The following is a 26,768-nucleotide window of genomic DNA, read 5'->3' as shown; positions in this document are numbered from 1 at the left end:
CATATTTCCAGTGTTTTTTCACGGGAAATTTTTACATTTTAGAGCGCTGATGTCATCCATCTGTATGGAATTCGCTATCCTGAGTTTATAAATGGAAGCCTTAATAAGCCATTAATGTAAATATTCGTTAAGCTTCCGCAAGTTAGGAGCTCTTCGCCGTTAAGTAATGGCACACATTTTCTGTTCGTATTATGGGAAGCATTTTACACAATTTTGTAAGATTAAATCTTTCATAGATTGCATGATTGCGGCCAAGTGATTTTCGCAAGCCAGATCCGATATGAAGGATTGAGGGGGGGCTCTTCGGCGATGGTGCGTTGGTTCTGAATTAGGGAAAGGTTCCTGCTTCCCGATAGGTGCTTGGTTGCAGTAAGATAGGATTTCTTTTCAGGCTGTAATTCGAGCGGCCTTAAGGTCGTTGGTACGACCGTTTCCCGGACTATTCAGACACGCCCGGCCTGCGCGGCAGCGCTATGGCTCCCTCTACGGCTTCCTCGCCGTGGCAGGAATTTGAAAGGAACAGGTAGAGATGCCGATCAAGAACCGTATCGCCGAATTCGAATGTGAAATGCGCGAATGGCGCCATGATTTCCACATGCATCCGGAGCTTTGCTACGAGGAAACCCGGACGGCCGGGATCGTTGCGGAAAAGCTGCGTTCCTGGGGCATCGAGACCCATGAAGGCGTCGGCAAGACCGGTGTGGTCGGTGTGATCAAGGGAAATGGCTCTGGCACTGGTTCCATCGGCATCCGGGCGGATATGGACGCCCTGCCGATGCAGGAAGTATCGAACCCGGAATACAAGTCGACTGTTCCCGGAAAGATGCATGCCTGTGGCCATGATGGACATACCTCCACGTTGCTCGGCGCGGCGAAATATCTGGCCGAGACCCGGAATTTCGACGGCACCGTGAATCTGTATTTCCAGCCCGCTGAAGAAGGTGGTGCCGGCGCCAGGACGATGATCGAGGACGGCCTGTTCGAGCGTTTTCCGTGCGATACGGTCTACGGTCTGCACAATATGCCGCAGCTTCCGAAGAACACGTTCGGTATCCGCAAAGGCCCGCTGATGGCTGGCGCGGACAGCGTCACCATCACCATCAAGGCGCGCGGCGGTCATGCCGCGATGCCGCACATGGCCATCGACCCGATCGCCATCGGCACGCAGATCTATCAGGCAGCGCAGACCTTCGTGTCCCGCTCGATCAATCCGTTCGATACCGCCGTGGTCAGCATCACCCAGTTCCATGCGGGCACGGCGAATAACGTCATTCCGGGTGAGGCCATCCTGAACGCTTCTGTCCGCACCATGACCAAAGAGGTCCAGGCGCTGATCAAGGAGAAGTTCCAGAAACTCTGCGAAGGTCTGGCGCTGGCCAACGGGATCGAGATCGAATGCGAGTATCGCGAGGGCTATCCGGTCACCTCTAACCATGATGCGCAGGTTGAGCGGATCATCTCCGCAGCGGCCAGCGTCGTTGGCATGGAAGCAGTCGATCCGGAAACCGAGGCCCTGATGGGCAGCGAGGATTTCTCCTTCATGCTGGAAGAACGTCCGGGCGCCTATATCTTCCTCGGTGGCGGTGACGAGACCCACACCCACTCGGTGCACCATCCGGAATATGACTTCAATGACGAAACCCTGACCACGGGTGCCAGCCTCTGGGCGGCATTGGTTGAGGCGGAACTGCCGCGCGCCGGCTGATCCGGAAACGATAAATCATTTCGGCGGCGCCTCTGGGAACAGGGGCGCCGTTTGCATGCCGGGAATATGGCTTTCTGTTGCCGGACCCGAGCGGAGATGCGAGCCTTCGCATTCAATCTGGACCGGTGTTTCCTCGCGGGGGCAAAATGAGTGCTGAACGACCGTCTCTGACGGAATTGCTCGACATTGACGTGACGATTGATGTCGTCGATATCGGCGCCAATCCGATTGCGGTCGACGGCCGTCCGCCTTACCAGGATCTGCTTGAAAGCGGGAAAGTGCGGCTCGTCGGATTCGAGCCGAACAGGGACGCTCTGGCCGAGCTTCAGGCGCGGAAAAGCGCGCATGAAACCTATCTCCCCCATGCGGTTTACGATGGAACCGAGCAGACTTTGAGGATCTGCAAAGCACCGGGCATGACCTCTTTATTGGAGCCGAACCCGGCGGTGCTGAACTGCTTTCATGGCTTCGACGAATGGGGGCAGGTAATCGGCCGGGAGACGATCCAGACAGTCCGTCTGGATGATGTCGCCGAGATCGATAATCTCGACTTTCTGAAGATCGACATTCAGGGGGCGGAGTTGGAGGTATTCCGGAACGGAACCGACAAACTCGCAAACTGCCTGGTTATCCAGTCGGAAGTCGAATTCATGCAGATGTACGAGAACCAACCGCTGTTCTCCGACGTCGATCTGTTCTTGCGGCAGCATGGGTTCATGCTCCACCGCTTCGTCCAGCCGGTCAGCCGGGTGGTGAAGCCGCTTATTGTTGATAACAATCCTTACGCAGGTCTCAGCCAGTCCGTATGGGCGGATGCGATCTTCATTCGGGATTTCACCCGCTTCGATCTCCTGAACCCGATGCAGTTGCTGAAAATCGCGCTGATCCTGCACGACGTATACAGTTCTTTCGATGTCGCGCTGCGGGCGCTGTTGACCCGCGATGCCATGCTCGGCACCCGCTTCGGCGAGGCATATCTTCGGAAACTGGAACGTCACTAGTGCGCGTCGTTCGTGCGTCCGGACCTTGTCCTGACCGCTGATCCCGGCCACGCTGCTTTCCAATTGGGGAATCATCAGGTGGGGAAGTGCGATGACATCGCAGGAGTTTGATTTTGAAGCCGTGGTACGGCAAGACCTGCCGGCACCGGCAGGGCGCTGGAACGGTTTTCCGGACTTCAATTTTGTCGGCGGTCACAACGCGCCGGAGAGCATTCCAACCGATGCACTGGTTGATGCTGCGACACGTGTTCTGCAGCGCGAGGGAACGACACTCGCCACCTACAGTCTGGAAAGCGGCCCTCAGGGCTATCGTCCGCTCCGTGAGTTCCTCGCCGGAAAACTCGGGCGCGATGCCGGGATGACCTGTACGGCGGATGATGTGCTGCTGACGTCCGGCTCCCTGCAGGGGCTCGACCTTATCAATGAGGTGATGCTGGCGCCGGGGGACACGGTGCTGATCGAGGAGGCAACCTATGGCGGGTGCCTGACCCGGTTCCAGCGCCTGGGCGTCACGCCGCTCGGTATCAAGCTCGATGAGCAGGGCATGCGGATGGACCATCTCGCGGACACTCTGGCGAAGCTGGATGCCGATGGGACAAAGCCGAAATTCATCTATGTCATCCCGACAGTACAGAACCCGACCGCCTCGATCATGCCTCTGGAACGGCGCAAGGAGCTGCTGCGGCTGGCCGAACAGTACGATGTCGCTGTGATCGAGGACGAATGTTACTCCGACCTGATCTGGGACGGAAAACGCCCGCCGGCGCTGCATGCGCTGGATAAGAGCGGACGGGTAGTCTTTGTCGGCTCCTTCTCGAAATCCATCGCCCCGGCACTCCGCGTTGGCTTTGTCGTCGCCCCTTGGCCGTTCATGGCGCGCCTGTTGTCCTGTAAGACCGATGCAGGTTCCGGCTCTCTTGAGCAGATGGTGTTGGCCGAGTTCTGTAACGCGCACTTTGAAAACCATGTCGCCGGGCTGAACAAGGTGCTGAAGCAGAAATGCGACGTGCTGATCGAGGCGATGGAGAAGAATTTCGGCACCGTGGCGGAATTCGAAGCACCGCCAGGAGGCATCTTCCTCTGGGTCAAGCTGCCTGCGGAGATCGATACGTCGCGCCTTGCGGCGGAAGCGGCAAAGCACGGCATCCAGGTCAATCCGGGCGCCGAATGGTCCATCGAGGGGCCGGGAGCGAAACGGGCGATCCGGATCTGTTACGCCAATCCTCCGGTCGAGACGATTCGTAAGGGTATTGCCGCGCTGGCGGAAGTCTGCCGGGAGGAATTCGGCCTGCCGAAGACCATCGCGAACGCCTGAGCTGACGCCCGGTCAGAGAGCGCTGGAGAGAAACTTCTCCAGCGCCGCGAGACTGTCCGGAAAGCTGCGCCGGCACATGCCGAAGCGGACATGATCGTCGCCCGCGTCGAAGCAAAGGCTCGGCGCCAGCGCGATGGAGGCTTCCCGAACCAGCTGGTCGCTCAGTGCCTGTGTGCCGCCGGGCCCATGCCATCGCGGAAAGGCGACGGTGCCGGCGCCGGGCGGCACCCAGGAAAAGAGATTGCCATGCCGGGCGATGAATTCCTCAACGGCCATGATACTGGCTTCAAGGATATCGCTGTTACGCCTGATCAGCTTCGTTTCGTTCCGGAAAGCGACACCCGCCAGAAAGGCGACCGGAGCGGGGACATAACAGTTGAAGAGGTCTTTCACCTGCTTGACCGCTCCCATCATTTTCTCGTCCCGGCTGGCGAGCCAGCCGAGCCGCAGGCCGGGCAATCCGCAAGTCTTGGAAAGGCCATGCAGGGAGACAGCCTTCAGGTAGCGGTCCGCCAGATTGGGAGCAGCGGTGCCGTCGGGCAGACCGGCATAGATTTCGTCTGAAAGCAGCACCGTGCCGGAACGCTCCAGCAGCGCCAGAAAAGCGGAAAGATAGGCTTCGTCCGGCATGAAACCGGTCGGGTTTTGCGGGAAGGTGGTGATAACCGCCTTTGTCGGTTTCGAGAGCAGGCCCGCAAGCTCATCCAGATCCGGCACCCAGTCATTTTCCGGCCGTGCCGGCCAGGGCACGATCTCTGCGCCGCGCCATTCAGGCAGAAGCAGGTGCGGCGGATAACAGGGCGTCAGCACGATCACCCGGTCCCTGGGTTCGATCAGCGCGGTGAAGAGCAGGGCGAGTCCTTCATCGAGGCCGCTGGTAATCAGCACCCCATCGAACGGGACAGAGCTGTATTTGGCCGCGATGGCCGTGCGCAGCTCGGACGGCCCGAAGCGCTCCGGATAATCGAGCCCGAGAGTGACGAAGCGTTCCGCGGCACCCGGCTCAAGCGCGAGAAGTTCGGCCTGGCCGACGGGCTCCGATGCAGATGCGCTCATTTTGTGACGGGTGGCGATTGTCGCCGGGTCGTCGAAAAATTCCTGAAGGCCCCGCTGCTCCGTCATTTTCCTGTCCCGCCGCTATTCGCAAACCGATCTATGTGTCTCTAGCATCGGTGGCGAAAAGCGGCGAGGGGGAGTTGGCGTGCTCTCTAGGAGACGGGCATTAGGCGGTGGCTGCCTTGGCAGCCGGAGCATCGCTCTGCAATAGCCGCTCGAGATCGCCGAAGCAGGCGTCCCAGCCGCCGCAGATATTGAGCCGTGAGCTTTCGCTTTCCACCATCGAGTGGATCAGCCGGACCCGTGTGCCGTTCTCAACTGCCGTGAAATAGACGGCAACCTCGGATGTGGGAGAGGTCTCCCCTTTCCCTGACGCGGTTTCTTTGTGGTGACGCCAGCTGAAGACCAAAATCCGGCCCGGGTCGATCTCCTCATACTGCCCATGCAGGATATCCCGTTCGCCGTCTTTTTCGGCGAAGGTGAAGGTCCAGCTTCCTCCGACCCTGAGATCGACCTCTGCTTTTTCCAGCGCGTGGTTGCCAAACCACTGGACGAGATCTTCCGGCGCGGTGAAGGCTTGGAAAACCCGCTCGGGAGAGGCAGGGAAAGTGCCTTCGACAATGATCGGATCGGCGCCATGCGGCGATTTCAGATAGGCGAATGTCATTTTTCTTCCTCCAGAAAACGGGCGAGGCTTTTGAAGCCATCTTCCCAGAACTGTTTGTAGGTGTTGAGCCAGTCGGTCGCGTCTTTCATGGGGGCGGCATTGAGGGCGCAATAGCGGGTTCGGCCGCGTTTGTGGACGGAGACGAGCCCCGCATCGGAAAGCACGCGGACATGTTTCGAGACAGCGGTCTGGGACATGTCGAATGGCTGCGCGATTTCCGACAGAGTGACCTCTCCGTCATGCAGGCGCGCCAGAATGGCCCGGCGTGTCCCATCCGAAAGGGCGGCGAATGTCTGATCGAGTGCTGGCATGGCTCACGTCCGTTAATGAACTTGTTGGTTGACTTTATGGTGTGGAAAATAATTAGTCAACTAAATGGTTCACTTAAATGCAGTGAGAAGCGGGTGATGAACGCCGCCGTTCAGGCGCCGAGTCTGAAATCCGGGAAAAACAGCAGGATGATCGAGAGGGTCATGAAAATCAGGGCAGAAAGAACCGCATACTGGCCGAACTTTCGATAGGTCTGATGCAGGATTGAACCGATGATCCGCTGTGCGACCGGTTTCGGCGGCCGGTCCTCTCTGGCGAGAATGATCCAGAGTTCGGTCTGCCGGTAAGGCCGCGATGGCGCGCGCATCGCATAGTGAAAGAGGATGGCGGCGACGATCAGGCAGAGGATGCAGCCGGCGCGCGCGGCGACGAGCGGCTCGTAGCTGAGGCTCATGACAATGCAGATGATCGCCAGCGCGGCAAAGCCGGAGGCTCTGCCGACAGAGACGATCGCTGCATTTTCAATTGCTTCCATCGGACGTATCCGCTGCGTTGCCGAACTCACTGGCATCGCTCTCCGAAAGCCAGATAGGTCGCGCCTCTGCAGAGGCAACCTTGTGATGGTCGCATTTCGGTGCGTGAAAACCACGGTACCGGATGCTGTCAGGAATGGTTGAATGCTCCTTGTGTCATTTCGTGTCCGGATGGTCCGAAATGCAGCACAGATTCAGATGATATCCCGAGGGAGGTAACAGTGCTTGTGAGATCCGTAGGACTGGCAGTTGCTCTAATTGGAAGTCTGGCCTTCTCGACAGGGGCAGCCGAAGCACAGACCGTGAGCGTAACGCCGCTTGGCAGTCACGATGGCGAATTCTGCCGTTTCGACCGTGCGATGATGTTCGAGGACCCGGACGGCACGCGCATTCTGTACGATGCAGGACGCACGGTTGCCGGGGTGGATGACCCGCGTCTGGGTAAAGTGGATGCCTTGCTGGTCAGCCATATGCACGGCGACCATGTCGGGGACCGCCATATCGACGCGGTTAATGCCGGGGAATGTGGTGCGCCGGCTATGACGAAGGTGGATGCGCCGAACACCAACAGTGTGAACATCGCCCTTGGCAAGTCTGCGCTGATTGTCACCGGCAGCGAGATGCCGAGATTTTTCGCCAGCAAGCTGAAGGCGCTCGGCGGCGATCCGAAAAAATCCCAACTCGTCCGCTTCGGCGCGTCCCGTAAAGTTGGCGGGGTCACCATCACGACCGTCCCGGCTGTGCATTCCAACGGTGTGGCGGGCGCGTTCATCGGTGGAGAGCTCGGAAAATTGCTGAACGCATCGGGTCTGACGGCCTATGCAGGCCCGCCGACCGGGTATGTGCTGACTTTCAGCAATGGTCTGGTGACCTATCTTTCCGGTGACACCGGCGTAACCGCGGAGCAGCGCACAGTGGTCGGTGAACAGTATGGTGCCGAACTCGTGGTGATGAATATCGGCGATACCTACACCACAGGCCCGACCGAGGCAGCTTTTGTTGTGAACGAGCTGATCAAGCCGGTTTCCGTGATCCCCTCGCATGCGAACGAGATCGGGACCAAGGGCGGCAAGGTCATCGCCGGCACCAAGACGGACACTTTCATCAAAGCGCTGAAGGTCCCGGCGCATTTGCCACTCAGTGGCAAGGTCATGGCCTTCGACGGTGCAGGAAAATGTACATCAGGCTGCTAGGAACCTGATGGCAGCGTTGGGCGTTTCGCCCTGATCTTTACGTGAGGAGCCGCGCGCGGTCGCGGCTCCTCTCGGCTCAGCTTTGCGGCTCGATATTCGAAGAGAGGGGCTGGCGCAGGCATTTCAAAGCTTTTTCGCTCCCCCGATCTTGCCGGCCAGCCGGCCGGTAATGTCTTGGCCAATCGCCGACTGGACATCTGCGTCGGATGTCGCAGCAATGTGATCTGGGTTTGAAGGCCGGTGAGCCGGTAATCGTGGCAAAACAGACGGCATTGGAAATCCAGCATTGGAGGTGCTTGATGTCAGTAAGTCTGGTTTTGCGTTCCGGATTGGTCGCCGCCGGGATTGTGGCCGGCTCCTTGTTTCTGACCCCGGCACCGCTCGAAGCGGGAGAGAACCCTGTCTATACAGGCTTCCTCTCCAATCTTGCTGTGAATGGCTACGATCCCGTCGCCTACTTCCTTGAGGGGCGGCCGGTTGAAGGAAAGGCCGACTACACGCTCGATTACATGGGTGCGGAGTGGCGCTTTGCATCAGCCGAAAACCGCGAGGCTTTTCGGCAGGATCCAGAGCGCTATGCTCCGCAATACGGAGGGTATTGCGCCTGGGCCGTCGCGCAAGGGAGTACTGCCAAGGGGGATCCGATGAATTGGCGGATCGTCAACGGTAAGCTCTATCTGAATTATAATGCCGATATCCAGACGCGGTGGGAGCGGGATATCTCCGGGAACATCCAATCAGCGGATCAGAACTGGCCTCGGATTATCGAATGAAATTCTGAAGTTCTGATTCACGGCCTTTCGGTCGCTCGCCATCGTCCTGTCGCTCGACTACCCTCATCGTAAAATCGACAAATGGGGGAAACGATGTCGGAAGCAACAGGGATAGTCGGGCTCGGTAACGCGGGCCTGGCGGTGGCGTCGGCGCTGCTGAAGCACGGTCCGGTCTTGGGATACGACCGCTCGAAAGAACGCTGCAAGCTGGCGCAGGATGCCGGTATCGAGGTGGTGGAAGCCCTGGAGCGCCTTGATGGCCGCACGCCGGTCGTGCTGCTGTCTCTGCCCAAGCCGGAGGCTTCTCTGGCGGTGGCCGGTGCCATTGCCGCATGGTCGAGCCTTCCGGAGCTTGTCATCGAGACCAGCACGGTGACCCCGGATACCGCACAGAAATCGGCGGCACTTCTGGAGACCGCAGGCGTGGGCTTTGTCGATGCCGCGATCGCCGGCGGCGTTGCCAGCATGGCTGCCGGAGAGATTACGTTTTTTCTTGGCGGGACAGACGCAAACAAGGCAGCCGCAAAACCGGTCCTGGACCGTATCGCCACCCGGATTCACGATCTCGGTACGGTGGGAGCCGGGATGGGGACAAAGGTCGTCAATAACGGCGTCATGCATGCGGTCATGGTGGTCCTGATCGAGGCTTTCGCCATGTCACGGAAGCTCGATATTCCGACGGATACGCTGGTCGAAATCCTGAACAGGGAAGAAGGTTTGCTGAGGCCGTTGATCCACCGTATCGGGGAACGGATGCAGGACGGCAATTACGAGGGCGGGATGTCCGTCAGCAACGCGCGGAAGGATTCCGTGCTGGCCCTCGAAACCGCGCAGCAGCTTGGGGTTCCGTTATTCGCCACGCTGGCCTCGCATACGCCCTATGAGATTGCCGAGTCGAAGGAAATGGGTAATCAGGATTACGCCGCTTTGGCGAAATTATGGGAAGACTGGTGCGGCATTAGCTTCGAGCGCTGACCGAGCCTCTCAAGTCGTTCGGAAACCCTGCCGCATATCGTGAAATATGCCTCCAGTTGGTGCTCCTTATGGTGTGCCCGGGTTGATTTGTGCTAGGACCGACAAGATTATTCGGCGGTGAAAGTGGCAGCCTTGAGTGGGGTTCCATAGCTTTATCGTGTTCAGGTGGGGCGGTCTGATTAATGACCTATGGAGACTCTGGGTCGCCAGTTGGCGATGCGCTTGACCAGATTGAGGCCAGGTTGCGCACGGAAAGTACGCGCAACCTGCTGCAACACTGGCGCACGATCAAGGGGGCGGACCGGGGGCCGAGCAGGCACCTGATCGACCCATCAAAACTGGCGCAGGTTTTGTCGAGTGTCTGGCTTTGCGACTATGAACGGGACGTGGACCGGTTTCGCTACAGGTTGACCGGCGAGAAAGTGGCGAAACGGTTCGGCCACAAACTCTCCAAACACTATCTCGATGACAATACGGACCCGGATTATTACCCGCGGGTTCACCGCTACTATCGCAATGTCATCGATTTCCCGGCAGTGCTGTACATCTACGGACGGCTCTACGCGGAAACATCCAATCCAATTCATGGCGAGCGGTTCTTGCTGCCGCTTTCCGACGATGGGCAGACCGTGCACGGGCTCATCGGTGCAACTGCCGAGATCATTCCGAGGCAGAACGCGGATGCGCGCTATTTGCCGGAATTCCAGAAGCATATCTACGTCACTTTAGATACGGGTGCCGTTGTCGAGGAATCCTTACCGGTTTGAGCCTATTCTCTGCCGAATGGTGGATAAGCGTTAACCCTGACGCGAATTCTTGCTAATATTCGCCCATAGTTTGTTCAATAATGACCAGCGCTGAGGCGTTTGGGGGTTCTGATGTCCGCAATTCTCGTCGTGGACGATGACAAGTCTCTAAGGGATCTGCTGTCTGTGGTGCTTCGGGAACGAGGCCATGACGTGGAAACCGCGGAAGAGGGAAGCGAGGCGCTGGAGTTGATGTTGCGCACGCGTTTCGAAATGGTGATCTCCGATATCATCATGCCGGGCAAGGAAGGCATGGAGACGATCAAGGAGATCCGCGCGCTCTATCCGGAAGTTCAGATCATTGCCATGTCCACCGGTGGGTCGATGGGCAATTCTCAAGTTCTTGAGTACGCGCGTATGATCGGGGCTCATGAATCGATCCGGAAGCCGGTCGAGCTGCCGAACCTGATCACTACCGTCGAGCGGATGCTCTCCTAGAAATCCTGTTTTCCGGCGAACTTTACGCCTGGGTATCTCTGGTCTCGGGCTTCCGCAGCCTGAAGAGATCGGCATAGTGCCCGGCGAGAGATGTGGTGGAGACGGTCAGATTTCCAGCCTTCGCCTGGCGCTCGACCCAGAGGCGGATGCCGGGGCGATGCTCGACATGGAACCAGGAGAGCCAGGCGAACAGCAGTCGCCGGAACCAACCGGGCATGCCGCGCTGATCGCCGAAATCCACGATATGCAGGGTTCCGCCAGGCCTGAGCAGGGCGACGGCCCGCTCCAGCGAGTCCCGCCAGGGCGGGATCATGGAAAGCGAATAGGAAAACACGATGTGGTCGAAACCGTCCGCCTCATCGAAGGTTGCCTCCGGATCGAACTGTTCCGCATAGGCAAGCCCGAGCCGCACTTTCGCCTCTAGGCCCGCGCGGCGGAGGGACGTCTCTGCCGTTTCCAGCATCTCCGCCGAGGCGTCGATGCCGAAATACCGGCAGTCCGGATAGCGCCGGGCCATTTTCACCAGATTACGCGCCGTACCGCAGCCGATCTCGCAGACGCTCTGACCCGGAAGCGGCTCCAGCTCCCGGATCAGCCGGTCCCGGCCCAGCAGATAGTATTTCCGGGTCAGGTCGTAGAAATGCCGCTGGATCCGATAGATCCGGTCCATCTTCTCCCCGGCATCCTCGGGGCCATCGTCCCCGGAATGATCAATCTCTGCGGATGTAGAGATGGAAGCCTCCATAGATCGACGAGCGGTCGCGCCGGCCGAGGTCGAGGGACTGTTCAGCCTGATAGTCCCAGCGGTCGAGAATTTCCGCCGGAACGCGTCCGGGCAGCGGGCTTTCTTCGCCGGCGGTGCGGAAGATGACCCGGGCGCCCGGTGACGAGGTGCGCAGGATTTCGGTCCAGAGAGCGGTCAGCTGCTCCGTGTTCATCCAGTCCTGAGCATCCAGCAGGATATAGCGATCCCGGCTTTCGGCATCGCAGTCAGCCAGGAAGTCCGTCATCGAGGCCTGCACGACATCGACTTTCGAAGCGTTGTCCCTCAGGGCCTGATGGTTGCTGTCCCGCAGATAGCGCGGGATGGCCTGCCGCCGCTGACGGTCATAACCGCGTCCGAAGGCCTGCCAGGCGAAGTAGTTATCGTTGATCGAGAAATCGCAGGCCAGCCGCTCCAGGCGGGAGCGCATCAGCCCTGCCATGTCGCCACCCGCCGAGGCCGAAAGCGCCTCGAACTGGGCCGGCGGAATGCCGAGCCCGTAGAAGGAGACCGGCATCCGGCAAAGCGCCTTGACGATGCGGCTGTCGAAGACCGGGCCGATCACGTCCTCGAACAGGGTGCGCTGCTCCTCCATGGTCTCCGCTCTGAGGATGTGCCGCGGGTTCTTGCCATGCAGTCGGGCCACGAAATGCAGCAGCCCGATGAAGCGGCCAAGCAGGCCGAACTCGTAGACATTGCGGGTGAACATGTCGATCCGCCGTCCGCGCAGCCCGCGTTTGTTCCAGTAGGCTCGCGTCTCCGGATCGAGGTGCGGGGCGAGATCGCGGAAATAGACCCGCTTGTTTTCCCGCTCGTCCGCATGGCCGAAGAAGCGGAAGAAAGTCTCGTGGTCCGGCAGCTGTTCCAGCGCCGTCAGTTTCAGCCGGGTGAGGGCGACATGGGCGGGATTGAGATCGACCGCCTGAATATGCGCCGGCTGCTCCGTCAGGTAGTTCAGGATGTTGCAGCCGCCCGATGCGATGGTGAATATCCGGCTGTCCTTGTCGAGCTGCAGCGCTTCCAGATCGACCTCGGGATCTTCCCAGATCTGCGGATAGACGAAGCCCTTGAAGGCCATCGTGAACATCCGCTCGAGGATGCCGCGCTTCGACAATTGCTTGTTCTTGATGACTGCGTCGGTAAGGAGGCTGTTGGCGGTCATGGGGGCGCACTCTCCCGGATGGCGCGGTTCCGTGCGAGCGCCGCCGGACCGGTCCATATTTCGCTCTCCCTCATACGGGATTCGTGTTGCAGCTTTGTTGCGGCCATGCGGACAGGTGGGGATTGTGAGGTCAGGATCGCACGCGATAAAAGTGACAAGTAGAGTTAAGTTTCTAGATTAATAAAAATGTCTAGTAATTTGATAAAATGAATATTTATGGAAATATAACTTGGCGTGATCTGATACGGGAACGCCAGCAAGAAAATCAGTACCCGCTTGGTCACTGGGCAACCCGGCGCGCTCGCGGAGAGGCCGGTTTACGGCAACTCGAATCGGAGGTCAGGCGCGTCCGTGACTGACGAGAGCGTCCCTGCCGCTCTGGCTTGCCTCGACGATGGCACCGGTGCCGGAGACGTAGCGCCGGACGACGAGGCCCTGATCGACAGCTTCTTCCCAGACGGTGAGGCGGGGGCAGGAGGTGCGCCAGGCATCCATGACCTCGCCATAGGGGCGGGGTTTCTCGGCGACCCATTCCACAAGGTCGAGGATCAGTGGCATCGGTGTGTCGCTCATGATGTACTCCTTGATCGGCCAGAGACCGGTTATTCTAGCACGCTTGGAATGCGTATCTGCATTTCGGGTTTCGAGACTGCGAATTTAGTTTCGGGCGATGGCGAAGGCGGCGATGGCATACTCTGTTAAACGTGCGGGGTTAAACGCGCGGGAACGATCAGCGGGAGACACTCCGGATGAATGACATTGGCCGAATGGTTGCCGCAGCATGTCTCGCTGCCGGGGTACTGTTCATGGCGGCGGACGCCCGGGCCCAGACCGACGCCCGGCTTGCCTGGTCCGCTGCGTCGCCATCGATCTTCGAGGTGGAGCCGACCTGGCCCGGCTACCAGAAGCCGGGCTTCGGTGCCCCGGCCGGCACCGCGCCGGAGGGAACGGGTGTCGCGATCCTGCGTTCGGGCTTGCTGGTAACGGCGGCCCATGTCGTCTCCAAGGCGACGGAGGTGCATGTCCGCGCGCCGGACGGCACCCGGTTGCCGGCCACCATCCTCGCCATCGACCAGAAGACGGATGTCGCCTTCCTGACTGTCGATCTTCAGACCTCTCCCATCACGCTGGCCGAAGCCCGACCGGAAACCGGCGCGCCGGTCTGCACACTCTCGAACGCGTTCGGTCTTGGCATTGGCATCACCTGTGGCGTGGTCTCCGCCAACAAGCGGTCGGGCATCGGTTTCAATCACACGGAGGATTTCATCCAGACCGACGCCTCGATCAATCCCGGCTCCTCCGGCGGGGCGCTGGTCGATCTGGAAGGCAGGCTGGTCGGAATGCTGTCGGCGATCTTCACAAAGGACTCGGACTCCGATATCGGGGTGAATTTCGCGGTCTCGACGGAGCTCTTGCTGAAAAGCCTGCCGGCTGAATTACGCTAGCCCGCACGTTTTACGCCTGCACCGCCTTTTACTCCCGTTCGGGATCGGGTGAGATGCCGGGAGCGGACTTGTCCCGGAGCAGCCGGGACGGGATTATGCCACCAATGGTCGCGCAACCGGCCTTAAGAAAGTCATGGAGGAATAAAGATGCCCGCCACCCTTCCGGGTCCGTTCGAAACCCTGAGCCTCGAGACGCCGTCCGAGCATGTGCTGCTACTGACCCTGGACCGGCCGGAGCGCGGCAACGCACTAAACACCCAGATGGGCTACGACCTCCGAGACCTCTTCACCGCGCTCTATCACGACCAGCGCGATCTTCGCTGCATCGTCGTCACCGGGCGCGGCGAGAAGATTTTTTGCGCCGGCGGTGATCTGAAAGAACGCAACAACATGACGGACGAGGCCTGGCAGACGCAGCATGCGCTGTTCGAGCAGGCTGTCCGGGCGATGATGGATTGCCCGGTCCCGATGATCGGCGCCGTGAACGGAGCCGCCTTTGCGGGTGGCCTCGAAATCGCGCTCTGCTGCGACTTTGTCTATTGCGCGCCGAATGCCCGTTTTGCGCTGACCGAAGTTACCCTGGGCATCATGCCGGGCGCGGGCGGTACCCAGAACCTGCCGCGCGCGGTCGGCGTCCGCCGGGCCAAGGAAATCATCCTGACCGGTACCCCCTTCAGCGCCAATGATGCGATGGACTGGGGCCTCGCCAACAAGCTCTGCGAGGATGGCAAGCTGCTGGAGGACGCGCTGGCGACAGCGGAGCGGATCGCCGGCAACGCGCCGATCTCCACCCGTCAGGTGAAGAAGGCCATCGACATGTCGACCCAGCTCGACCTGAAAAGCGGCTATGCCTTCGAGATCGAGGCCTATAACCGCATGGTTCCGACCGAGGACCGCCTGGAAGGCGTGCGGGCTTTCAACGAGAAGCGCAAGGCGGTGTTCAAGGGGAAATAGGGGACCTGCCTCTGTTAACATCGTCATCCCCACGCACGTGGGGGCCCAGGGAACAAGGGCGGCACTCTATGATCCCTGGGTCCCCGCTTTCGCGAGGATGACGGTTTTGGAGGGTTGGGCTCAGCTCACAACCCCGCACCCGCCCGCCACTCCGAGAGCGGCAGGAAACTCGGGATCGGCCGTGGTTCTTCCGGCAGCATCGAAATGAATTCCAGCGAATGCCCGTCCGGATCGTCGAAATAGACGCTGGCGGCGGGCATCCAGCTCAGCACCACCGGCTCGTCAATCGGCTCCTCGCCGTTCTTGGTCGGCGTCAGCCCCGCCGCTTTCAGTCTCGCGACCGAGCGCTCGACATCTTCCAGCGCGACATTGAAGGCAATGTGCAGCTTCATCCCCATCGGCGCCGATCCGACACCCCAGAGCCCGAGCATCGCGGTCTCCGGCGCCGGCACCCAGAAGAACGCGACGTTGCGGTCCTTGACCACATGGGCCAGCGGCAGACCGAGCACATCCCGGTAGAAGGCGACCGAGCGGTCCAGGTCGCGGACAGTCAGATGGGCCTCGTACAGGCCTTTGATGGGAACGATCATAGCGCGTCTCTTTTTTAATCAAGTTTATTCTTGAATAATAAGCGTGACGCTTGAGGAAGGCAAGTACTGGAGCCCCCAGCAAGAGCCGTCATCCCGGACCCGATCCGGGATCCATAGTTCCGCCGCTCCGCCCTATGAACAGATGGATCCCGGCTCTCCGGCCGGGATGACGTTTTTGGGTGGGGTGTTGAGCGTTAGGTCCCCTGAACTCTCTTCGCGTCCGGTGCCTTTCATTTCGCGACGGATCAAGGCGGAAACCGCTTCGGTTCCCACTTCAGGTGGGGATACCCTTAACTGATGCAGCTTAAACGGGACGCGCGGTTGGGGAGCGATATGTCAGCGAAGAGGAGCAGTGAAGGGGCAGCTCAAACAGTATCCCCTCTGCATTGGATCAGGTTAGTCGCGGTGTATCTCCTGATCCCGCTGATTTTATTTGTATGCGGCGGGGACCTCGGATGGTGGCAGGCGTGGCTCTATTCTGTTCTGATCGTTGCCGCCGGTTTAGGCGGACGCATATGGGCGGAACAGCGGCATCCCGGATTGACGGCCGACCGGCAAAATACTGAGATTATGCAAAACGCAAAAGCCTGGGACAAAGTGCTCGCGCCGCTGATGGCGGTGAGCATCGGATACCCCTTGGTCATCGTGGCAGGCCTCGATCACCGCTACACTTGGTCTCCGGAATTTCCGTTATGGCTCAATGTCATTGGCTTCGTTTTAATCTCTCTCGGATACGCTTTCGCTGCATGGGCGCTGGCCGAGAACCGCTTTTTCTACAGCGTGGTGGTCATTCGGACGGACCGGGGGCATGCGGTGTGTGACACTGGTCCATACCGAATTGTCCGGCATCCGGGCTATACTGGAAATATCTATGCACTGTTCGGTATCGTTCTCGCCCTGGGATCGGTATGGACACTGATTCCCGTGGCGGTGGCCTCAATCATCTCGATATTCAGAACACAACTCGAAGACCAGACCTTGCAGGAAGAATTGCCGGGCTATCGGGACTATGCAGGTCGCGTGCGATATCGGTTGTTTCCTGGGATATATTGAGGGGCATCTTCGAATTAAATACCGTGTCCCCTTAATTCCCTTAATTTCTCCATGCTCCATTCATAGCCTTTAGGCGCTGCTAAAACAGTCCTTGCAACACAGACACGGAGCATGACCAGACGCGATTACGACTGTGTCCATTATTATCATGGGGTCCAATTGCATGGTCATGTTATGAAGTTAAATCGTCTGTTTGTTTCTAAGAGTCGTATCTTGTAGGCGAAATCGTGGGCTTGTTGCCAAAGAACCGGATTGCAGAACTCCGAAAAGCACGCGGCTGGACGCAAAGTGACGTTGCTGCAAGGCTTGGTGGAAAAGTTGCTGTATCTACCGTGAGCAAGCTTGAGCGTGGCGACCGTCAGCTTACGCTTTCATGGGCTAAGCGCTTTTCAGATGTAATGAACTGCGAAATCACTGACGTATTCCAGGAGCCCTCAGAGGGAACATTCGCGAGGGGTACGTTTTCTGTTGAACGTGTGACGGTAATTGGAGCCGTTGCGGGCGGGATTTGGAAGTCGCCGGAAACTCTCTTCTCCCCCGAAGAGGAAAATTTCCAAATCAGGGTACCGATAAATAGCGAATATCTGACACGGAGCCGATTTGCTGTATGTGTTCGCGGCGTCGAGATGAATCGGCGTTTTTCGGCTGGTGACCTTTTGGTGTGTGTGCGTCTAGAAGGTCAGTACGAGGAGTTGCAGGTAAACAGCTTGGTTCTTACAAAGACGTCAAATCATAACGGTCAGATAGAATTAGCCATCAAGCGGTTTGAGAATAATGGGGAGGCTTGGCTTTGGCCGGAATCGGATCATCCTTTAAACCAGCAACCTGTGCCTCTAAGTGACCCTGGCGTCGAGATTTATGGTCTCGTTATTGCTTCGTATTGTTCAGAATTTCCTTTGAGATAGTGGACCTCAAATCTCAATCTATCTCGGTCGACGGCTGAATAGTATTTCAACCGCCTCCACCACATCGCCAACCGGGATCAGCTCCGGATCCTTTCCGCCATAATCCTTCGCATCGACGATCTTCAGCCGCACCGCGCTCGGGGCGTATTTCGCCGGGTTGTGCTTGCTGAAGAGGGAGACCAGCGGGGCGCCGCCTGTGGCCATCATGTGGCCGGTGCCGCTGTCGTTGGCGAGGGCGGCGTGCAGGCGGCCGGCGAGGGCCATGGCGAGGACGGGGCCTTTCAGGTGGGGCTGATCGTCCGTCCGGTCCCATTCTGGGAAGAGGGCTTCCGGCACCGCCTTGCGCCATTCCGGCACTTTTGCGGCTTCTTCCGGCCCGGCGAAGAAGACCGGTGTCCGGCCTTTTGCCACCTGTTCCTTTGCCACGGCGAGGAAGTTGGCTTCCGGCCAGACCTTTACTTTGTCCCCCGCACCGGGAGCGATGCCGACATAGACGGGGCCGTCCGGCAGCAGCTTTGCCGCGAGCGTTTTGTATTCCGGCGCCACCACATCGACATGGCCTTTATGGGCCTGGGCAACACGGTCCGGTGCGGCGAGGTCGAGCAGCAGGGTGAGGTTTTTCAGGAGGTGTCGGCCCGGCTTCTGGGCGGCGGTCGGGCGCGCGTCGGAGAGCCAGTAGCCCGCGCAGGCGCTGATGAAGCGGTTGTGCCTGATCCGGCGGACGGAGAGGGTGCGGCGCAGGGTGATCTGGGTGTCGATCACCAGATCGAAATGCCGGCCGTCAAGCGGGCGCGTCCCCCAGGGCAGGATATGGTTCATGTCGTCGCCGATCCCGGCCTCGGTGATCACCTCGTCGAGCAGCGGCGCGACAACGGGAGCGAGCGGGCCCGCATACATGGACGGGCCGAGCCCCGCCAGCCAGGTGATCCGCGCGTCCGGGAAGCGTGCGCGCAGATCCTTCAGGAAGGGCAGCTTGAAAAGGCCATCGCCGATTGTCTCCCCGCAGGAATAGATCAGGATCGTCTCGGGCGTTCGCGGAGCGGCGGGTGTGGCTGTCATTGCGCGTGATCGGCTCATTTTGTCGTGGGTGCGCACTATTACGAATCTTTGCTTCCAAAACCACACATGGTAGCCAAGCGGACCATTTTTGTTTGGTCGGCATTCACCCGGCAGATATCTGGAAAGCCCCTATGAGCGATACAATTCTGGTTCCCGTTGCGCCCGGCGAAATGCTGGACAAGATCACCATTCTGGAAATCAAACTGGAGCGGATCGAGGACGCGGCGAAACGTGCCAATGTCGAACGCGAACACACAATGTTGCAGCAGGTGCGCGGCGAAAAGATTCCGGACAGCCCGGAACTGGCCGATGCCTATGCCCGCCTGAAAGCGGTGAACGAGACGCTCTGGGTAATCGAGGACGATATCCGCGATTGCGAACGGGGCGGCGATTTCGGGCCTAAATTCATCGAGCTGGCGCGCAGCGTCTACCGCGTCAACGACCAGCGAGCGGCGATCAAGAAGGAGATCAACCTCCTGCTCGGCTCCGCCCTGGTCGAGGAAAAGTCCTACAAGGAATACCTCGCGCCGGAAACGGAAGGCTCGTGAGGCGGGTATGACACTTTCCGGCGCGATGACGCCCGATCCCCGGTTCGTCCGGTTCCGGTTCTGGGTGCTGGCAGTCGTGCTGCTGCTGTTCGTGCCGGTCGGCGTGCTGGCTAAGCAGGCGATGGCGACGCTGTTCATCGCGCTGGCTATCCTGCTGCTGGGCGCCGTCTGGCTGGAAAAGCGGCGGATCGCATGGCCGGAAAAGCCGGTCCTGATCGCCTTTGCCGCCCTTGTTGCCTTGTCGCTACTCGGCGCCTGGTTCGGCGGGCAGGGGCTGCATCTGGCCGGGATGCTGAAAAAGCTCGGCCTGCTTGGGCTGTTGTTGGTGTGTGTCACGGCCGCGCCGGAAATCCGGGCCGGGCTCTCCACACGGCCGCTGGTGCTGTGTCTGGCCGCCAGCATTCTTCTCGGCGCGGTGATTTTCTCCATCGAGCTGAATTTCGACGCGCCGCTTTACCGGTTCTTCTCCGGCAAGGGCTGGGACGTTGACGTGGCGCCGTCCCGCTTCAACCGGGGCAGCACCGCGCTCGTGCTGCTGAGCTGGCCTGCGGCGGCGGGGCTGTGTCTCGCCGGTCGTCGAGCGGTGGCGCTGGTAATTGTTCTGGTCGGACTGGCTGTCCCCTCCATTGGAGAATCCGCATCGGCAATGCTCGCGGCCGTGGCCGGGGTGCTGGTGCTGCCGCTGGCGGTGCTGAACGGACGCATGGCCTCCCGGCTTGTGCTTCTGCTCGCCGTGCTGTTGATGATCGCGGCGCCATGGCTGCTCGGTAATCTTCTGGTCTGGATTCCGGACTATGTCGCGGTGTTCCCCCCATCCTTCGCGGACCGGCTGGAGATCTGGCACAGCGCATCGTCAGTGGCGCTGGATCAACCGTTTATCGGTCTCGGCCTTGGGGCGATGCGCAGCCTTGAGGTGCCGGAGGCGGTGAGGGCGACATACAGCTTCTTCAAGCACGGCACGATCCATCCGCATAACGCGGCGATCCAGATCTGGCTTGAGCTTGGCCTTGGTGGAATTCTGGCGGCGCTGGTGTTGCTCTGGCGTCTGGTCGTGGCCTCGGACCCGTTGCCGCGCCCGGCCCGGGCCGCCGCCATATCGGCGCTGTGCTGCGGGCTGGTGATCGCCGCCGTCTCCTACGGGCTGTGGCAGGAAACATGGCTCGGCATCATCGGCTTCACCGTGCTTGCCTTCGGCGTGCTCTGCCGCAACGAAAGCCCTTCCGACTGATCTCTTTTCCAGCGCGTCTCCCTGGTGTTTAGTTACCGCAAGAACATAAAAAAAACAGGGAGGCCCAAAGTGGCTCAGTATCCGGCGGTCGACGCAGTCCGCAAAATTGGCATTCTCGGTGGCGGTACGATCGGTGCGAGCTGGTCCGCTTTCTTTCTCTCCAAAGGCTATGACGTCGTGGCCTGGGACCCGGGTCCGGATGCGGAAGCCAAGATGCGGGCTTTCATCGACAATGCGTGGCCGCAACTGACCGAACTCGGACTTTCCGCCGGTGCCGCGGTGGCGCGGCTCAGGTTCGTCGCTACACCGGAAGAGGCCGTCGTGGGCTGCGATTTCATTCAGGAAAGCGCGCCGGAACGGCTCGATATCAAGCAGGAGCTTTATGCTCGCGTCGATGCGGTGATCGAGCCTCGGACGATCTTCGCCTCCAGCACATCCGGGCTGGTGATGAGCGATCTGCAGCAGGGCCTGAAGAATGCGAGCCAGTTCGTCGTCGGCCATCCGTTCAACCCGCCGCACCTGATCCCGCTGGTCGAGGTGGTCGCCGGGAAAGATTCCGATCCGGCGGCGGCGGACTGGGCGATGGATTTCTACCGGCATGTCGGCAAGCATCCGATCCGCCTGAAGAAGGAGCTGAAGGGCCATCTTGCGAACCGGCTGCAGGCCGCGCTCTGGCGTGAGGCTGTGATGGCGGTGAAAGAGGATGTCGCCTCCATCGAGGATATCGACGCCGCAATGTCTCAGGGGCCGGGGCTGCGGCTCGCCCTGATGGGCCCGCACATGATCTTCGGGCTCGCTGGCGGCAAGGGCGGCATGGGCCATTTCTACGACCACATCGGCCCGGCCATGGAAGCCTGGTGGGAGACCATGCAGGAGACGCCGAAACTGGATGCAGACCTCCGGGCGAAACTGATCGAGGGCGTGGACGCGGAAGCGGCCGGCCGGTCCATCGACCAGCTTGAGGCGGAGCGGGACGACAAGCTGATCGCCTTGCTCAAGATGCTGCAGGCGAAAGGGTAGATCCTGAAATGACCGGTTCCGGGAAATCCGTGATCGTTGTCGGCGCCGGGGTTGTCGGCGTCGCCACCGCGCTCTGCCTGCAGATGGAAGGGCACCGGGTGACGGTGCTCGACCCCAAGGCTCCCGGAACCGCGACATCGTTCGGCAATGCCGGATCGATCGCCATCGGCGCGATGTATCCGACAGGGTCTCCCGGTAATCTGAAGCAAGTGCCGAAAATGCTGATGGACCCGGCCTCCGCTGTTTCCATTCGCTGGTCCTACCTGCCGCGAATGATGCCCTGGCTCGTGCGTTTCTTCGCGGCGAGCCGGCCGTCCCGGGTGGAACAGATCTCCCGCGAGCTGACGAGTATCGTTCCGTCCGCTGCCGAGGCGCATCTGTCGCTGATGAAGGCGCACCGGATCGAGGGTATCGTCAAGCCGCTCGGCTGGCTCAAGGTCTATACCGGCGAGAAGTCTTTCGCGGGCACGCTTGAGGAGCGGCAGACCATCGAGCGGCTGGGCGCCAATGTGCAGATCCTGAATCAGGATGAACTCCGCCAGCTGGAGCCCGCCCTTTCGCCACGGTTCACCCATGGCGCCTTCCAGCCCGACAACCATTTCGTCACCAGTCCGCTCAAGCTTACGGAAGCGTATGCCAAGGCTTTTGCCGGGCTTGGCGGCCGCTTCCTGGCTGAAAAAGTGACGCGATTCGAATTCGATGGCGACAGGGTACGCAAGGTGGTGACGGATCTCAGCATGCATGAAGCGGACAACGTCGTTGTCTGCGCCGGTGCATGGTCCGGCCGGATCTGCGAAATGCTCGGATTCAGGGTGCCGCTGGACACGGAACGCGGGTATCACCTCAATATCGCTTCGGAAGACGGCCCGAAACTCAGCCGTCCGGTGGTGATCGGGGATCACAGTTTTGTACTGGCGCCGATGCAGGACGGAATCCGTCTGACCAGCGGTGTCGAGTTCGCCGGTGTCGATGCGCCGCCAGACTTCAGGCGGATCAGGCGGATACTGCCGCTGGCCCAGAAAGCGCTGCCCGGGCTATCTGGAAACATCACCCGTGAATGGATGGGGCATCGCCCCTCGACCCCGGATAGTAAGCCTTTGATAGGTCTGGCGCCGGGAATTGATAACGTATCATTGGGTTTCGGGCATGGGCATATCGGGCTCACCCTGGCGGCACGTACCGGTAATATTCTGGCCGATCTGGTTTCTGGTCGGGAGCCTACAGTTGACCTGATGCCCTTCAGTGCCGACCGTTTCTAAATCTCGTTAAGAGAGATTTAATCATATTACGGCTTTCTGACAAATTCGGCTTACAGGCTGTTATAGTGAGAAAACCATTGCTTGCGACGCGCCACAGAGTAAGAGTTCTGTGGGGACTCACCGGCACCTACGAGATTCCAGTATGAAAGGGAGAAGCATGAAAAGCTTTCAGCACCCAATTTTGAAAAAGTCCGCAGCCATTTTTGGCGCGGTACTTCTATCCGGCTGTGCCGGTATGCAGCTCGACAAGGCACGTATGGTTCAACCAGAGGGAAGTAATTTCAGTACATCGCTGTACAAAGAATATATGGCTCTCTCCGAGCTTGAATTCCTTGAGGGCGATTACGCTGATTCCGACGCGTTCGCGCGGCGGGCGATGTCCGCCGCCAGCAACAACCCGACCGCTCCGGAAGAAATGAGCGCACGTAAGCTTCCGGCCGCAAACCAGGGCGAGATGGCAACGGCCCGTCGTGAGCTGGTCGAAGCGCTGGCCGCCACGGCGACTGAGAAAGCCTCGGTCAACGCCGCCCAGGCACAGGCTGCATTCGACTGCTGGATGCAGGAGCAGGAAGAAAACTTCCAGCCTGACGATATCGCCAAATGCCGTGCAGATTACATGGCGTCGATGAATGCCGTGCGTTCCGCTCTCGCTCCGAAGGCTTCCGCCGCTCCGGCTCCGGCTCCCGCTCCGGCTCCGAAAGCTCCGCAGCGTATGGCCGCGACCTACACGGTCAATTTCGACTTTGATTCGGACCAGATCACGGGCAAGGCCAGCCAGATCATCGCTGAAGCCGGTTTGGCAGTCGACGAGATGAAGGCGAGCACCATCATCCTTTCCGGCTACGCCGACCGTGCCGGTTCGGAAGCCTACAACATGAAGCTCTCGGATCGTCGCGCGAAGGCCGTTCTGGGCGCGCTCGATATCCGGTCGCGCATGAAGATCGCCGGGTCCACTGAGATCAAGGTCTACGGTGAGAAGAACAACAAGAAGAAGACCGAGGACGGTGTTCGCGAAGCTGAAAACCGCCGCGTGAAGATCGAAATCATTCGCTAAGAAGCGAGCAACGAATTCGAATAAGGCCGCCCTCGGGCGGCCTTATTTTTTGTCCCGGGTCTTTGCCGTTTTATTCCGGGTTCGGCCCGTTACCCAAACTTGGCCATGCCTTCCAGGGTCTGCCGGATGATCTGGCGGGAACGCCACAGTACCATTTCCTTCCAGTCGGCCTTGTCCGGGGAGTAGTGGTCACGGATCTGCTGCTTGATGCGCTTGGTCTCCGGTGCCGACCAGTCAACCTCGCCCTGATTGTGCAGCCAATGGTCCTCGCGCAGCACAAGCAGCCCCCGGTCCGTCGGGAAGGTGCCGTATTCAAGGGCGACATAGGTATAATTGTCGCCAAGTTCGGCATTCCACATTTCCCGGGATGTGCCGTGTAGCGGAATCGAGGACGAAGTGCCCAGTTCCGGCACGCCGACGGAATCTCCGTACATTTCGACAACCCGCTTCATGCCCGCACTGCCGGGCAAGTGCGCGCAAATCGGCTCGCCATAGCCATAGGGGCCGAGGCCCGTGTGATAATCGATGACGCTGACCAGAGAGCGGTCCGCAAGCTTGAAGTCACGGATGATCTTTTCCAGCGTTTGCCGCGCCCATGAGGGTCCGAAGCCGCCGAAGAACATGCTATGCGCATGTTTGTATTGGCCGGCCTTGCGGGCCGTCTGGAAGGCGCTTTCGCCATGTTCGGCCCGGTATTTGGCGATCTTTTCTTTTGCCTTCGCCATGGTCTCGTCGTCGAGGGACGGCGGGACGAGGGCATCGACCAATTCGTCATGGCCCGGGTTTTCCGGAATGGGCTTCGTGAAGTCGATATAGTTCCGGTTCAGGTCGCAACCTTCTTCGGTGACCCGTCGCAGCCAGGCGAAGCCGTGCGGGTTGAGCGCATGGATATGCAGTGCGGCCATATCCGCGTCGAGACCCTGCCGTGCGCCGGACAGGAACCAGTCGATCTGTGCGCCCGAGCCGCAGAAACCTTCCACCCCATGGGTGGAGGAGATCGTCACCAGAACCTTTTTCGCATCCTTCGGACCGACCCAGGCGGCATCGCAGGCGAGGGTTTCGCCATAGGGGCCCTTGTTGGGGTTCTCGTAGGTCGTGACAGTGGCGCCTTCGCGCTCGGCCGCGGAAAGGAAACGCTCGCGGGCCTGACGGTAATCTTCGGAAAAGGCGTGATCGATGAATTCGAGGATGCTCATCTGGTCCAGTCCATGGGGATGATGGCGAAAGCCGTTAAGGGGCAGAGACTAGCAAACTGCCGGACCCCGGCGCCATTGCCGTAACGGAAATATCTGTTGAGCTAATCGGGACAAGTTGGCAGCGTTGCCGCCTCGGTATCCAGAAGTGCGTGCCGGAAGTGTGTGCCAGAAAAGTGTGAATGTGAGGCGTCATGGCGTTACCCGGAAATACACTGCTTATCACCGCCGATCAGTGGCGTGGCGATTGTCTCTCGATCCTTGGCCATCCGGCGGTGCGGACGCCGCATATTGATGCGCTGGCTGCCGACGGCGTGCTGTTCGAAAGACATTATTGCCAGGCGGCGCCCTGCTCGCCGGCCCGCGCGTCGCTCTACACCGGGCTCTACCAGATGAACCACCGGGTCTGCCGCAATGGCAGCCCGCTGGATGCGCGGTTCACCAACATCGCGCAGGAAGGCCGCCGGGCCGGGTATGGTCCGGTGCTGCTTGGCTATACGGACCAGACTCTCGATCCCCGCACCCGGCACCCGAAGGACCCGCGTCTTAAAACCTACGAAGAAGTGCTGCCGGGATTCGAGCGGCACACGAAGTATGACGAACATGCGCTCGATTGGCTGGACTGGCTGGAGGGCAAGGGTGAGGATGCGTCCGGCGGTCTCAAGGGTGTCTACGGTTCGGTGCCGCAGGACGGTCCCTTCAGCCGGGAGGATCTGACGCCGAAGTTTGCCTCGGAGCATACGGAAACCGGCTACATCACCGAGCGGTTTCTCGACTATCTCGGCCAGCAGGATGCGGACAAGCCCTGGTTCGCGCATCTGTCCTTTATCCGGCCGCACCCGCCGTTTTCGGTGCCGGAGCCATACAATTCCATGATCGAGGATGCGCTGGTGCCGGACCCGAACCGGGCGACGTCCGTCGAAGCGGAAGCGGCACAGCATCCTTTCCTGCGTTTCATGCTGGACCGGGTGCCGTCCAAGTCTTTCGTGCCCGGCGGCGGGGACCGCTTGGTGACGGACTGGAGCGACGACGAGATCCGCGCGGTGCGGGCGGTCTATTTCGCCATGGTGGCCGAGGTTGACGCGCAGCTCGGCCGACTGGTCGACGGGCTGAAAAAAGCAGGTGTCTATGAGGACACACTGATCGTGCTGACCAGCGATCACGCGGAAATGCTGGGCGACCATCATCTGTTCGGCAAGCTCGGCTACTTCGAGCAGAGCTATCATATTCCGCTCATTGTCCGGATGCCGGGAGCGGATAGCCCGCGCGGCGTCAGGGTCGACCGGTTCACGGAATCCATCGATATCGCGCCGACCCTGGCGGAATGGTCCGGTATCCCGACACCGTTGCAGTATGACGGTCGGTCGCTGCTGCCGTTTCTGGAGGGCAAGGAGCCGTCCACATGGCGCGATGCCGCTCATTGGGAATTCGATTTCCGGGATGTCGTCGGCGGGGTGCCGGAGAAAGAACTCGGTTTGCGGCTCGATCAGTGCCAGCTCGCGGTGCGCCGGGAGGGCAGGTTTAAATACGTCCATTTCGCCGGTTTAGCGCCGCTGCTTTTCGATCTGGAGAACGATCCGCATGAACTAGTGAACCTTTCCGGTAATCCGGACTATGCGACCGAGGAGCTGGCGGCTGCGCGGGGCATGCTGTCCTGGCGTCAGGCGATGAGCGAACGCACCCTGAACGGGATCGAGGTCACGGCAGAGGGGCCGGTCGAGCGGAGCTTTGCGGAGCGTTTCTGAGAATTTACGCGGAGCTTTGCGGAGCGCTTCTGACGGCACCTTGCCATCCTTCGCGGAT

28 protein-coding genes are annotated in these 26,768 nt (G+C 59.9%); 18 read left to right on the top strand and 10 right to left on the bottom strand.

The features are described from left to right. Positions 1 to 529 precede the first annotated feature (529 nt). From IG629_RS06950 to IG629_RS06940, 3 genes are all read left to right on the top strand, one after another. On the top strand, positions 530 to 1,705 hold the full coding sequence (locus IG629_RS06950) for a M20 aminoacylase family protein (RefSeq protein WP_193171231.1): 1,176 nt from the start codon (positions 530 to 532) through the stop codon (positions 1,703 to 1,705). Between the two features lie 146 nt (positions 1,706 to 1,851). Beyond that, a complete protein-coding gene (locus tag IG629_RS06945; RefSeq protein WP_193171230.1) occupies positions 1,852 to 2,706 on the top strand; it encodes an FkbM family methyltransferase in 855 nt (284 codons plus the stop codon). Between the two features lie 91 nt (positions 2,707 to 2,797). Next, positions 2,798 to 4,021, top strand: a complete 1,224-nt coding sequence (locus IG629_RS06940; RefSeq protein ID WP_193171229.1) for an aminotransferase-like domain-containing protein — start codon at positions 2,798 to 2,800, stop codon at positions 4,019 to 4,021. A 12-nt stretch (positions 4,022 to 4,033) separates the two neighbouring features. Here the strand turns inward: IG629_RS06940 and IG629_RS06935 are convergent, their stop codons facing one another. From IG629_RS06935 to IG629_RS06920, 4 genes are all read right to left on the bottom strand, one after another. Beyond that, positions 4,034 to 5,143 (bottom strand): pyridoxal phosphate-dependent aminotransferase, encoded by a 1,110-nt coding sequence (locus tag IG629_RS06935; protein WP_193171228.1) that lies wholly within the window; start codon positions 5,141 to 5,143, stop codon positions 4,034 to 4,036. Positions 5,144 to 5,243: 100 nt separating this feature from the next. After that, complete coding sequence (locus IG629_RS06930; RefSeq protein WP_193171227.1) at positions 5,244 to 5,744, bottom strand: SRPBCC family protein; 501 nt, start codon at positions 5,742 to 5,744, stop codon at positions 5,244 to 5,246. Further along, positions 5,741 to 6,055, bottom strand: coding sequence for an ArsR/SmtB family transcription factor (locus IG629_RS06925; RefSeq protein ID WP_193171226.1), 315 nt, complete (start codon positions 6,053 to 6,055; stop codon positions 5,741 to 5,743). Before IG629_RS06925 ends, IG629_RS06930 begins: the two co-directional genes overlap by 4 nt. 110 nt (positions 6,056 to 6,165) lie before the next feature. Further along, positions 6,166 to 6,549: a hypothetical protein gene (locus tag IG629_RS06920; protein WP_193171225.1), complete on the bottom strand. Its 384-nt coding sequence runs from the start codon at positions 6,547 to 6,549 to the stop codon at positions 6,166 to 6,168. Between the two features lie 219 nt (positions 6,550 to 6,768). On the opposite strand from IG629_RS06920, the gene IG629_RS06915 reads away from it, so the two are divergent. From IG629_RS06915 to IG629_RS06895, 5 genes are all read left to right on the top strand, one after another. Next, positions 6,769 to 7,740: an MBL fold metallo-hydrolase gene (locus IG629_RS06915; RefSeq protein WP_319025031.1), complete on the top strand. Its 972-nt coding sequence runs from the start codon at positions 6,769 to 6,771 to the stop codon at positions 7,738 to 7,740. 299 nt (positions 7,741 to 8,039) lie between these two features. Next, entirely contained in the window at positions 8,040 to 8,513 is a 474-nt protein-coding gene (locus tag IG629_RS06910) for a YHS domain-containing (seleno)protein (protein WP_193171224.1), read from the top strand. A gap of 93 nt (positions 8,514 to 8,606) precedes the next feature. Continuing rightward, on the top strand, positions 8,607 to 9,488 hold the full coding sequence (locus tag IG629_RS06905) for an NAD(P)-dependent oxidoreductase (protein ID WP_193171223.1): 882 nt from the start codon (positions 8,607 to 8,609) through the stop codon (positions 9,486 to 9,488). Between the two features lie 182 nt (positions 9,489 to 9,670). Beyond that, on the top strand, positions 9,671 to 10,255 hold the full coding sequence (locus IG629_RS06900; protein WP_193171222.1) for a PAS domain-containing protein: 585 nt from the start codon (positions 9,671 to 9,673) through the stop codon (positions 10,253 to 10,255). A gap of 111 nt (positions 10,256 to 10,366) precedes the next feature. After that, positions 10,367 to 10,732, top strand: coding sequence for a response regulator (locus IG629_RS06895; protein ID WP_193171221.1), 366 nt, complete (start codon positions 10,367 to 10,369; stop codon positions 10,730 to 10,732). A 22-nt stretch (positions 10,733 to 10,754) separates the two neighbouring features. Here the strand turns inward: IG629_RS06895 and IG629_RS06890 are convergent, their stop codons facing one another. The 3 genes from IG629_RS06890 to IG629_RS06880 form a co-directional block, all read right to left on the bottom strand. Beyond that, complete coding sequence (locus IG629_RS06890) at positions 10,755 to 11,402, bottom strand: class I SAM-dependent methyltransferase (protein ID WP_193171220.1); 648 nt, start codon at positions 11,400 to 11,402, stop codon at positions 10,755 to 10,757. 40 nt (positions 11,403 to 11,442) lie between these two features. Beyond that, positions 11,443 to 12,657 carry a DUF3419 family protein gene (locus IG629_RS06885; protein ID WP_193171219.1) on the bottom strand — a complete coding sequence of 405 codons (1,215 nt, stop codon included), beginning with the start codon at positions 12,655 to 12,657 and terminating at the stop codon, positions 11,443 to 11,445. A gap of 339 nt (positions 12,658 to 12,996) precedes the next feature. Then, complete coding sequence (locus IG629_RS06880) at positions 12,997 to 13,230, bottom strand: hypothetical protein (RefSeq protein WP_028465483.1); 234 nt, start codon at positions 13,228 to 13,230, stop codon at positions 12,997 to 12,999. 176 nt (positions 13,231 to 13,406) lie between these two features. On the opposite strand from IG629_RS06880, the gene IG629_RS06875 reads away from it, so the two are divergent. Beyond that, positions 13,407 to 14,102, top strand: coding sequence for a S1C family serine protease (locus IG629_RS06875; protein ID WP_193171218.1), 696 nt, complete (start codon positions 13,407 to 13,409; stop codon positions 14,100 to 14,102). Positions 14,103 to 14,249: 147 nt separating this feature from the next. Further along, positions 14,250 to 15,056 (top strand): enoyl-CoA hydratase-related protein, encoded by an 807-nt coding sequence (locus IG629_RS06870; protein ID WP_028465481.1) that lies wholly within the window; start codon positions 14,250 to 14,252, stop codon positions 15,054 to 15,056. Positions 15,057 to 15,181: 125 nt separating this feature from the next. On the opposite strand, the gene IG629_RS06865 is transcribed toward IG629_RS06870, so the two are convergent. After that, positions 15,182 to 15,646 (bottom strand): VOC family protein, encoded by a 465-nt coding sequence (locus IG629_RS06865; protein ID WP_193171217.1) that lies wholly within the window; start codon positions 15,644 to 15,646, stop codon positions 15,182 to 15,184. 405 nt (positions 15,647 to 16,051) lie between these two features. Here IG629_RS06865 and IG629_RS06860 point away from each other — a divergent pair, with 405 nt between their 5' ends. Further along, complete coding sequence (locus tag IG629_RS06860; protein ID WP_319025030.1) at positions 16,052 to 16,699, top strand: methyltransferase family protein; 648 nt, start codon at positions 16,052 to 16,054, stop codon at positions 16,697 to 16,699. A 233-nt stretch (positions 16,700 to 16,932) separates the two neighbouring features. Next, positions 16,933 to 17,604, top strand: coding sequence for a helix-turn-helix domain-containing protein (locus IG629_RS06855; protein WP_193171216.1), 672 nt, complete (start codon positions 16,933 to 16,935; stop codon positions 17,602 to 17,604). Between the two features lie 18 nt (positions 17,605 to 17,622). Here the strand turns inward: IG629_RS06855 and IG629_RS06850 are convergent, their stop codons facing one another. After that, the gene (locus tag IG629_RS06850) at positions 17,623 to 18,663 is read right to left on the bottom strand and encodes a glycosyltransferase family 9 protein (RefSeq protein ID WP_193171215.1); all 1,041 of its coding nucleotides are present in this window, start codon (positions 18,661 to 18,663) and stop codon (positions 17,623 to 17,625) included. Between the two features lie 131 nt (positions 18,664 to 18,794). Between IG629_RS06850 and IG629_RS06845 the strand changes: the two genes are divergently transcribed. From IG629_RS06845 to IG629_RS06825, 5 genes are all read left to right on the top strand, one after another. Next, positions 18,795 to 19,211, top strand: a complete 417-nt coding sequence (locus IG629_RS06845; RefSeq protein WP_193171214.1) for a DUF6165 family protein — start codon at positions 18,795 to 18,797, stop codon at positions 19,209 to 19,211. Positions 19,212 to 19,218: 7 nt separating this feature from the next. Then, positions 19,219 to 20,439 (top strand): O-antigen ligase family protein, encoded by a 1,221-nt coding sequence (locus tag IG629_RS06840; protein WP_193171213.1) that lies wholly within the window; start codon positions 19,219 to 19,221, stop codon positions 20,437 to 20,439. A gap of 69 nt (positions 20,440 to 20,508) precedes the next feature. Then, positions 20,509 to 21,459 (top strand): 3-hydroxyacyl-CoA dehydrogenase NAD-binding domain-containing protein, encoded by a 951-nt coding sequence (locus IG629_RS06835; RefSeq protein ID WP_193171212.1) that lies wholly within the window; start codon positions 20,509 to 20,511, stop codon positions 21,457 to 21,459. A gap of 8 nt (positions 21,460 to 21,467) precedes the next feature. Beyond that, positions 21,468 to 22,718 (top strand): NAD(P)/FAD-dependent oxidoreductase, encoded by a 1,251-nt coding sequence (locus tag IG629_RS06830; RefSeq protein ID WP_193171211.1) that lies wholly within the window; start codon positions 21,468 to 21,470, stop codon positions 22,716 to 22,718. A 307-nt stretch (positions 22,719 to 23,025) separates the two neighbouring features. Continuing rightward, on the top strand, positions 23,026 to 23,772 hold the full coding sequence (locus IG629_RS06825; protein ID WP_193171210.1) for an OmpA family protein: 747 nt from the start codon (positions 23,026 to 23,028) through the stop codon (positions 23,770 to 23,772). Positions 23,773 to 23,861: 89 nt separating this feature from the next. Here the strand turns inward: IG629_RS06825 and IG629_RS06820 are convergent, their stop codons facing one another. Then, the gene (locus IG629_RS06820) at positions 23,862 to 24,968 is read right to left on the bottom strand and encodes a M14 family metallopeptidase (protein WP_193171209.1); all 1,107 of its coding nucleotides are present in this window, start codon (positions 24,966 to 24,968) and stop codon (positions 23,862 to 23,864) included. Positions 24,969 to 25,159: 191 nt separating this feature from the next. On the opposite strand from IG629_RS06820, the gene IG629_RS06815 reads away from it, so the two are divergent. Next, a complete protein-coding gene (locus IG629_RS06815) occupies positions 25,160 to 26,710 on the top strand; it encodes an alkaline phosphatase family protein (protein ID WP_193171208.1) in 1,551 nt (516 codons plus the stop codon). Positions 26,711 to 26,768 lie beyond the last annotated feature (58 nt).

Source organism: Nisaea nitritireducens (assembly GCF_014904795.1).
Taxonomy (GTDB): Bacteria; Pseudomonadota; Alphaproteobacteria; order Thalassobaculales; family Thalassobaculaceae; genus Nisaea; species Nisaea nitritireducens.
Note: the sequence above shows the minus strand (reverse complement) of the source record. Positions and strands in the feature narration are given on the sequence as shown.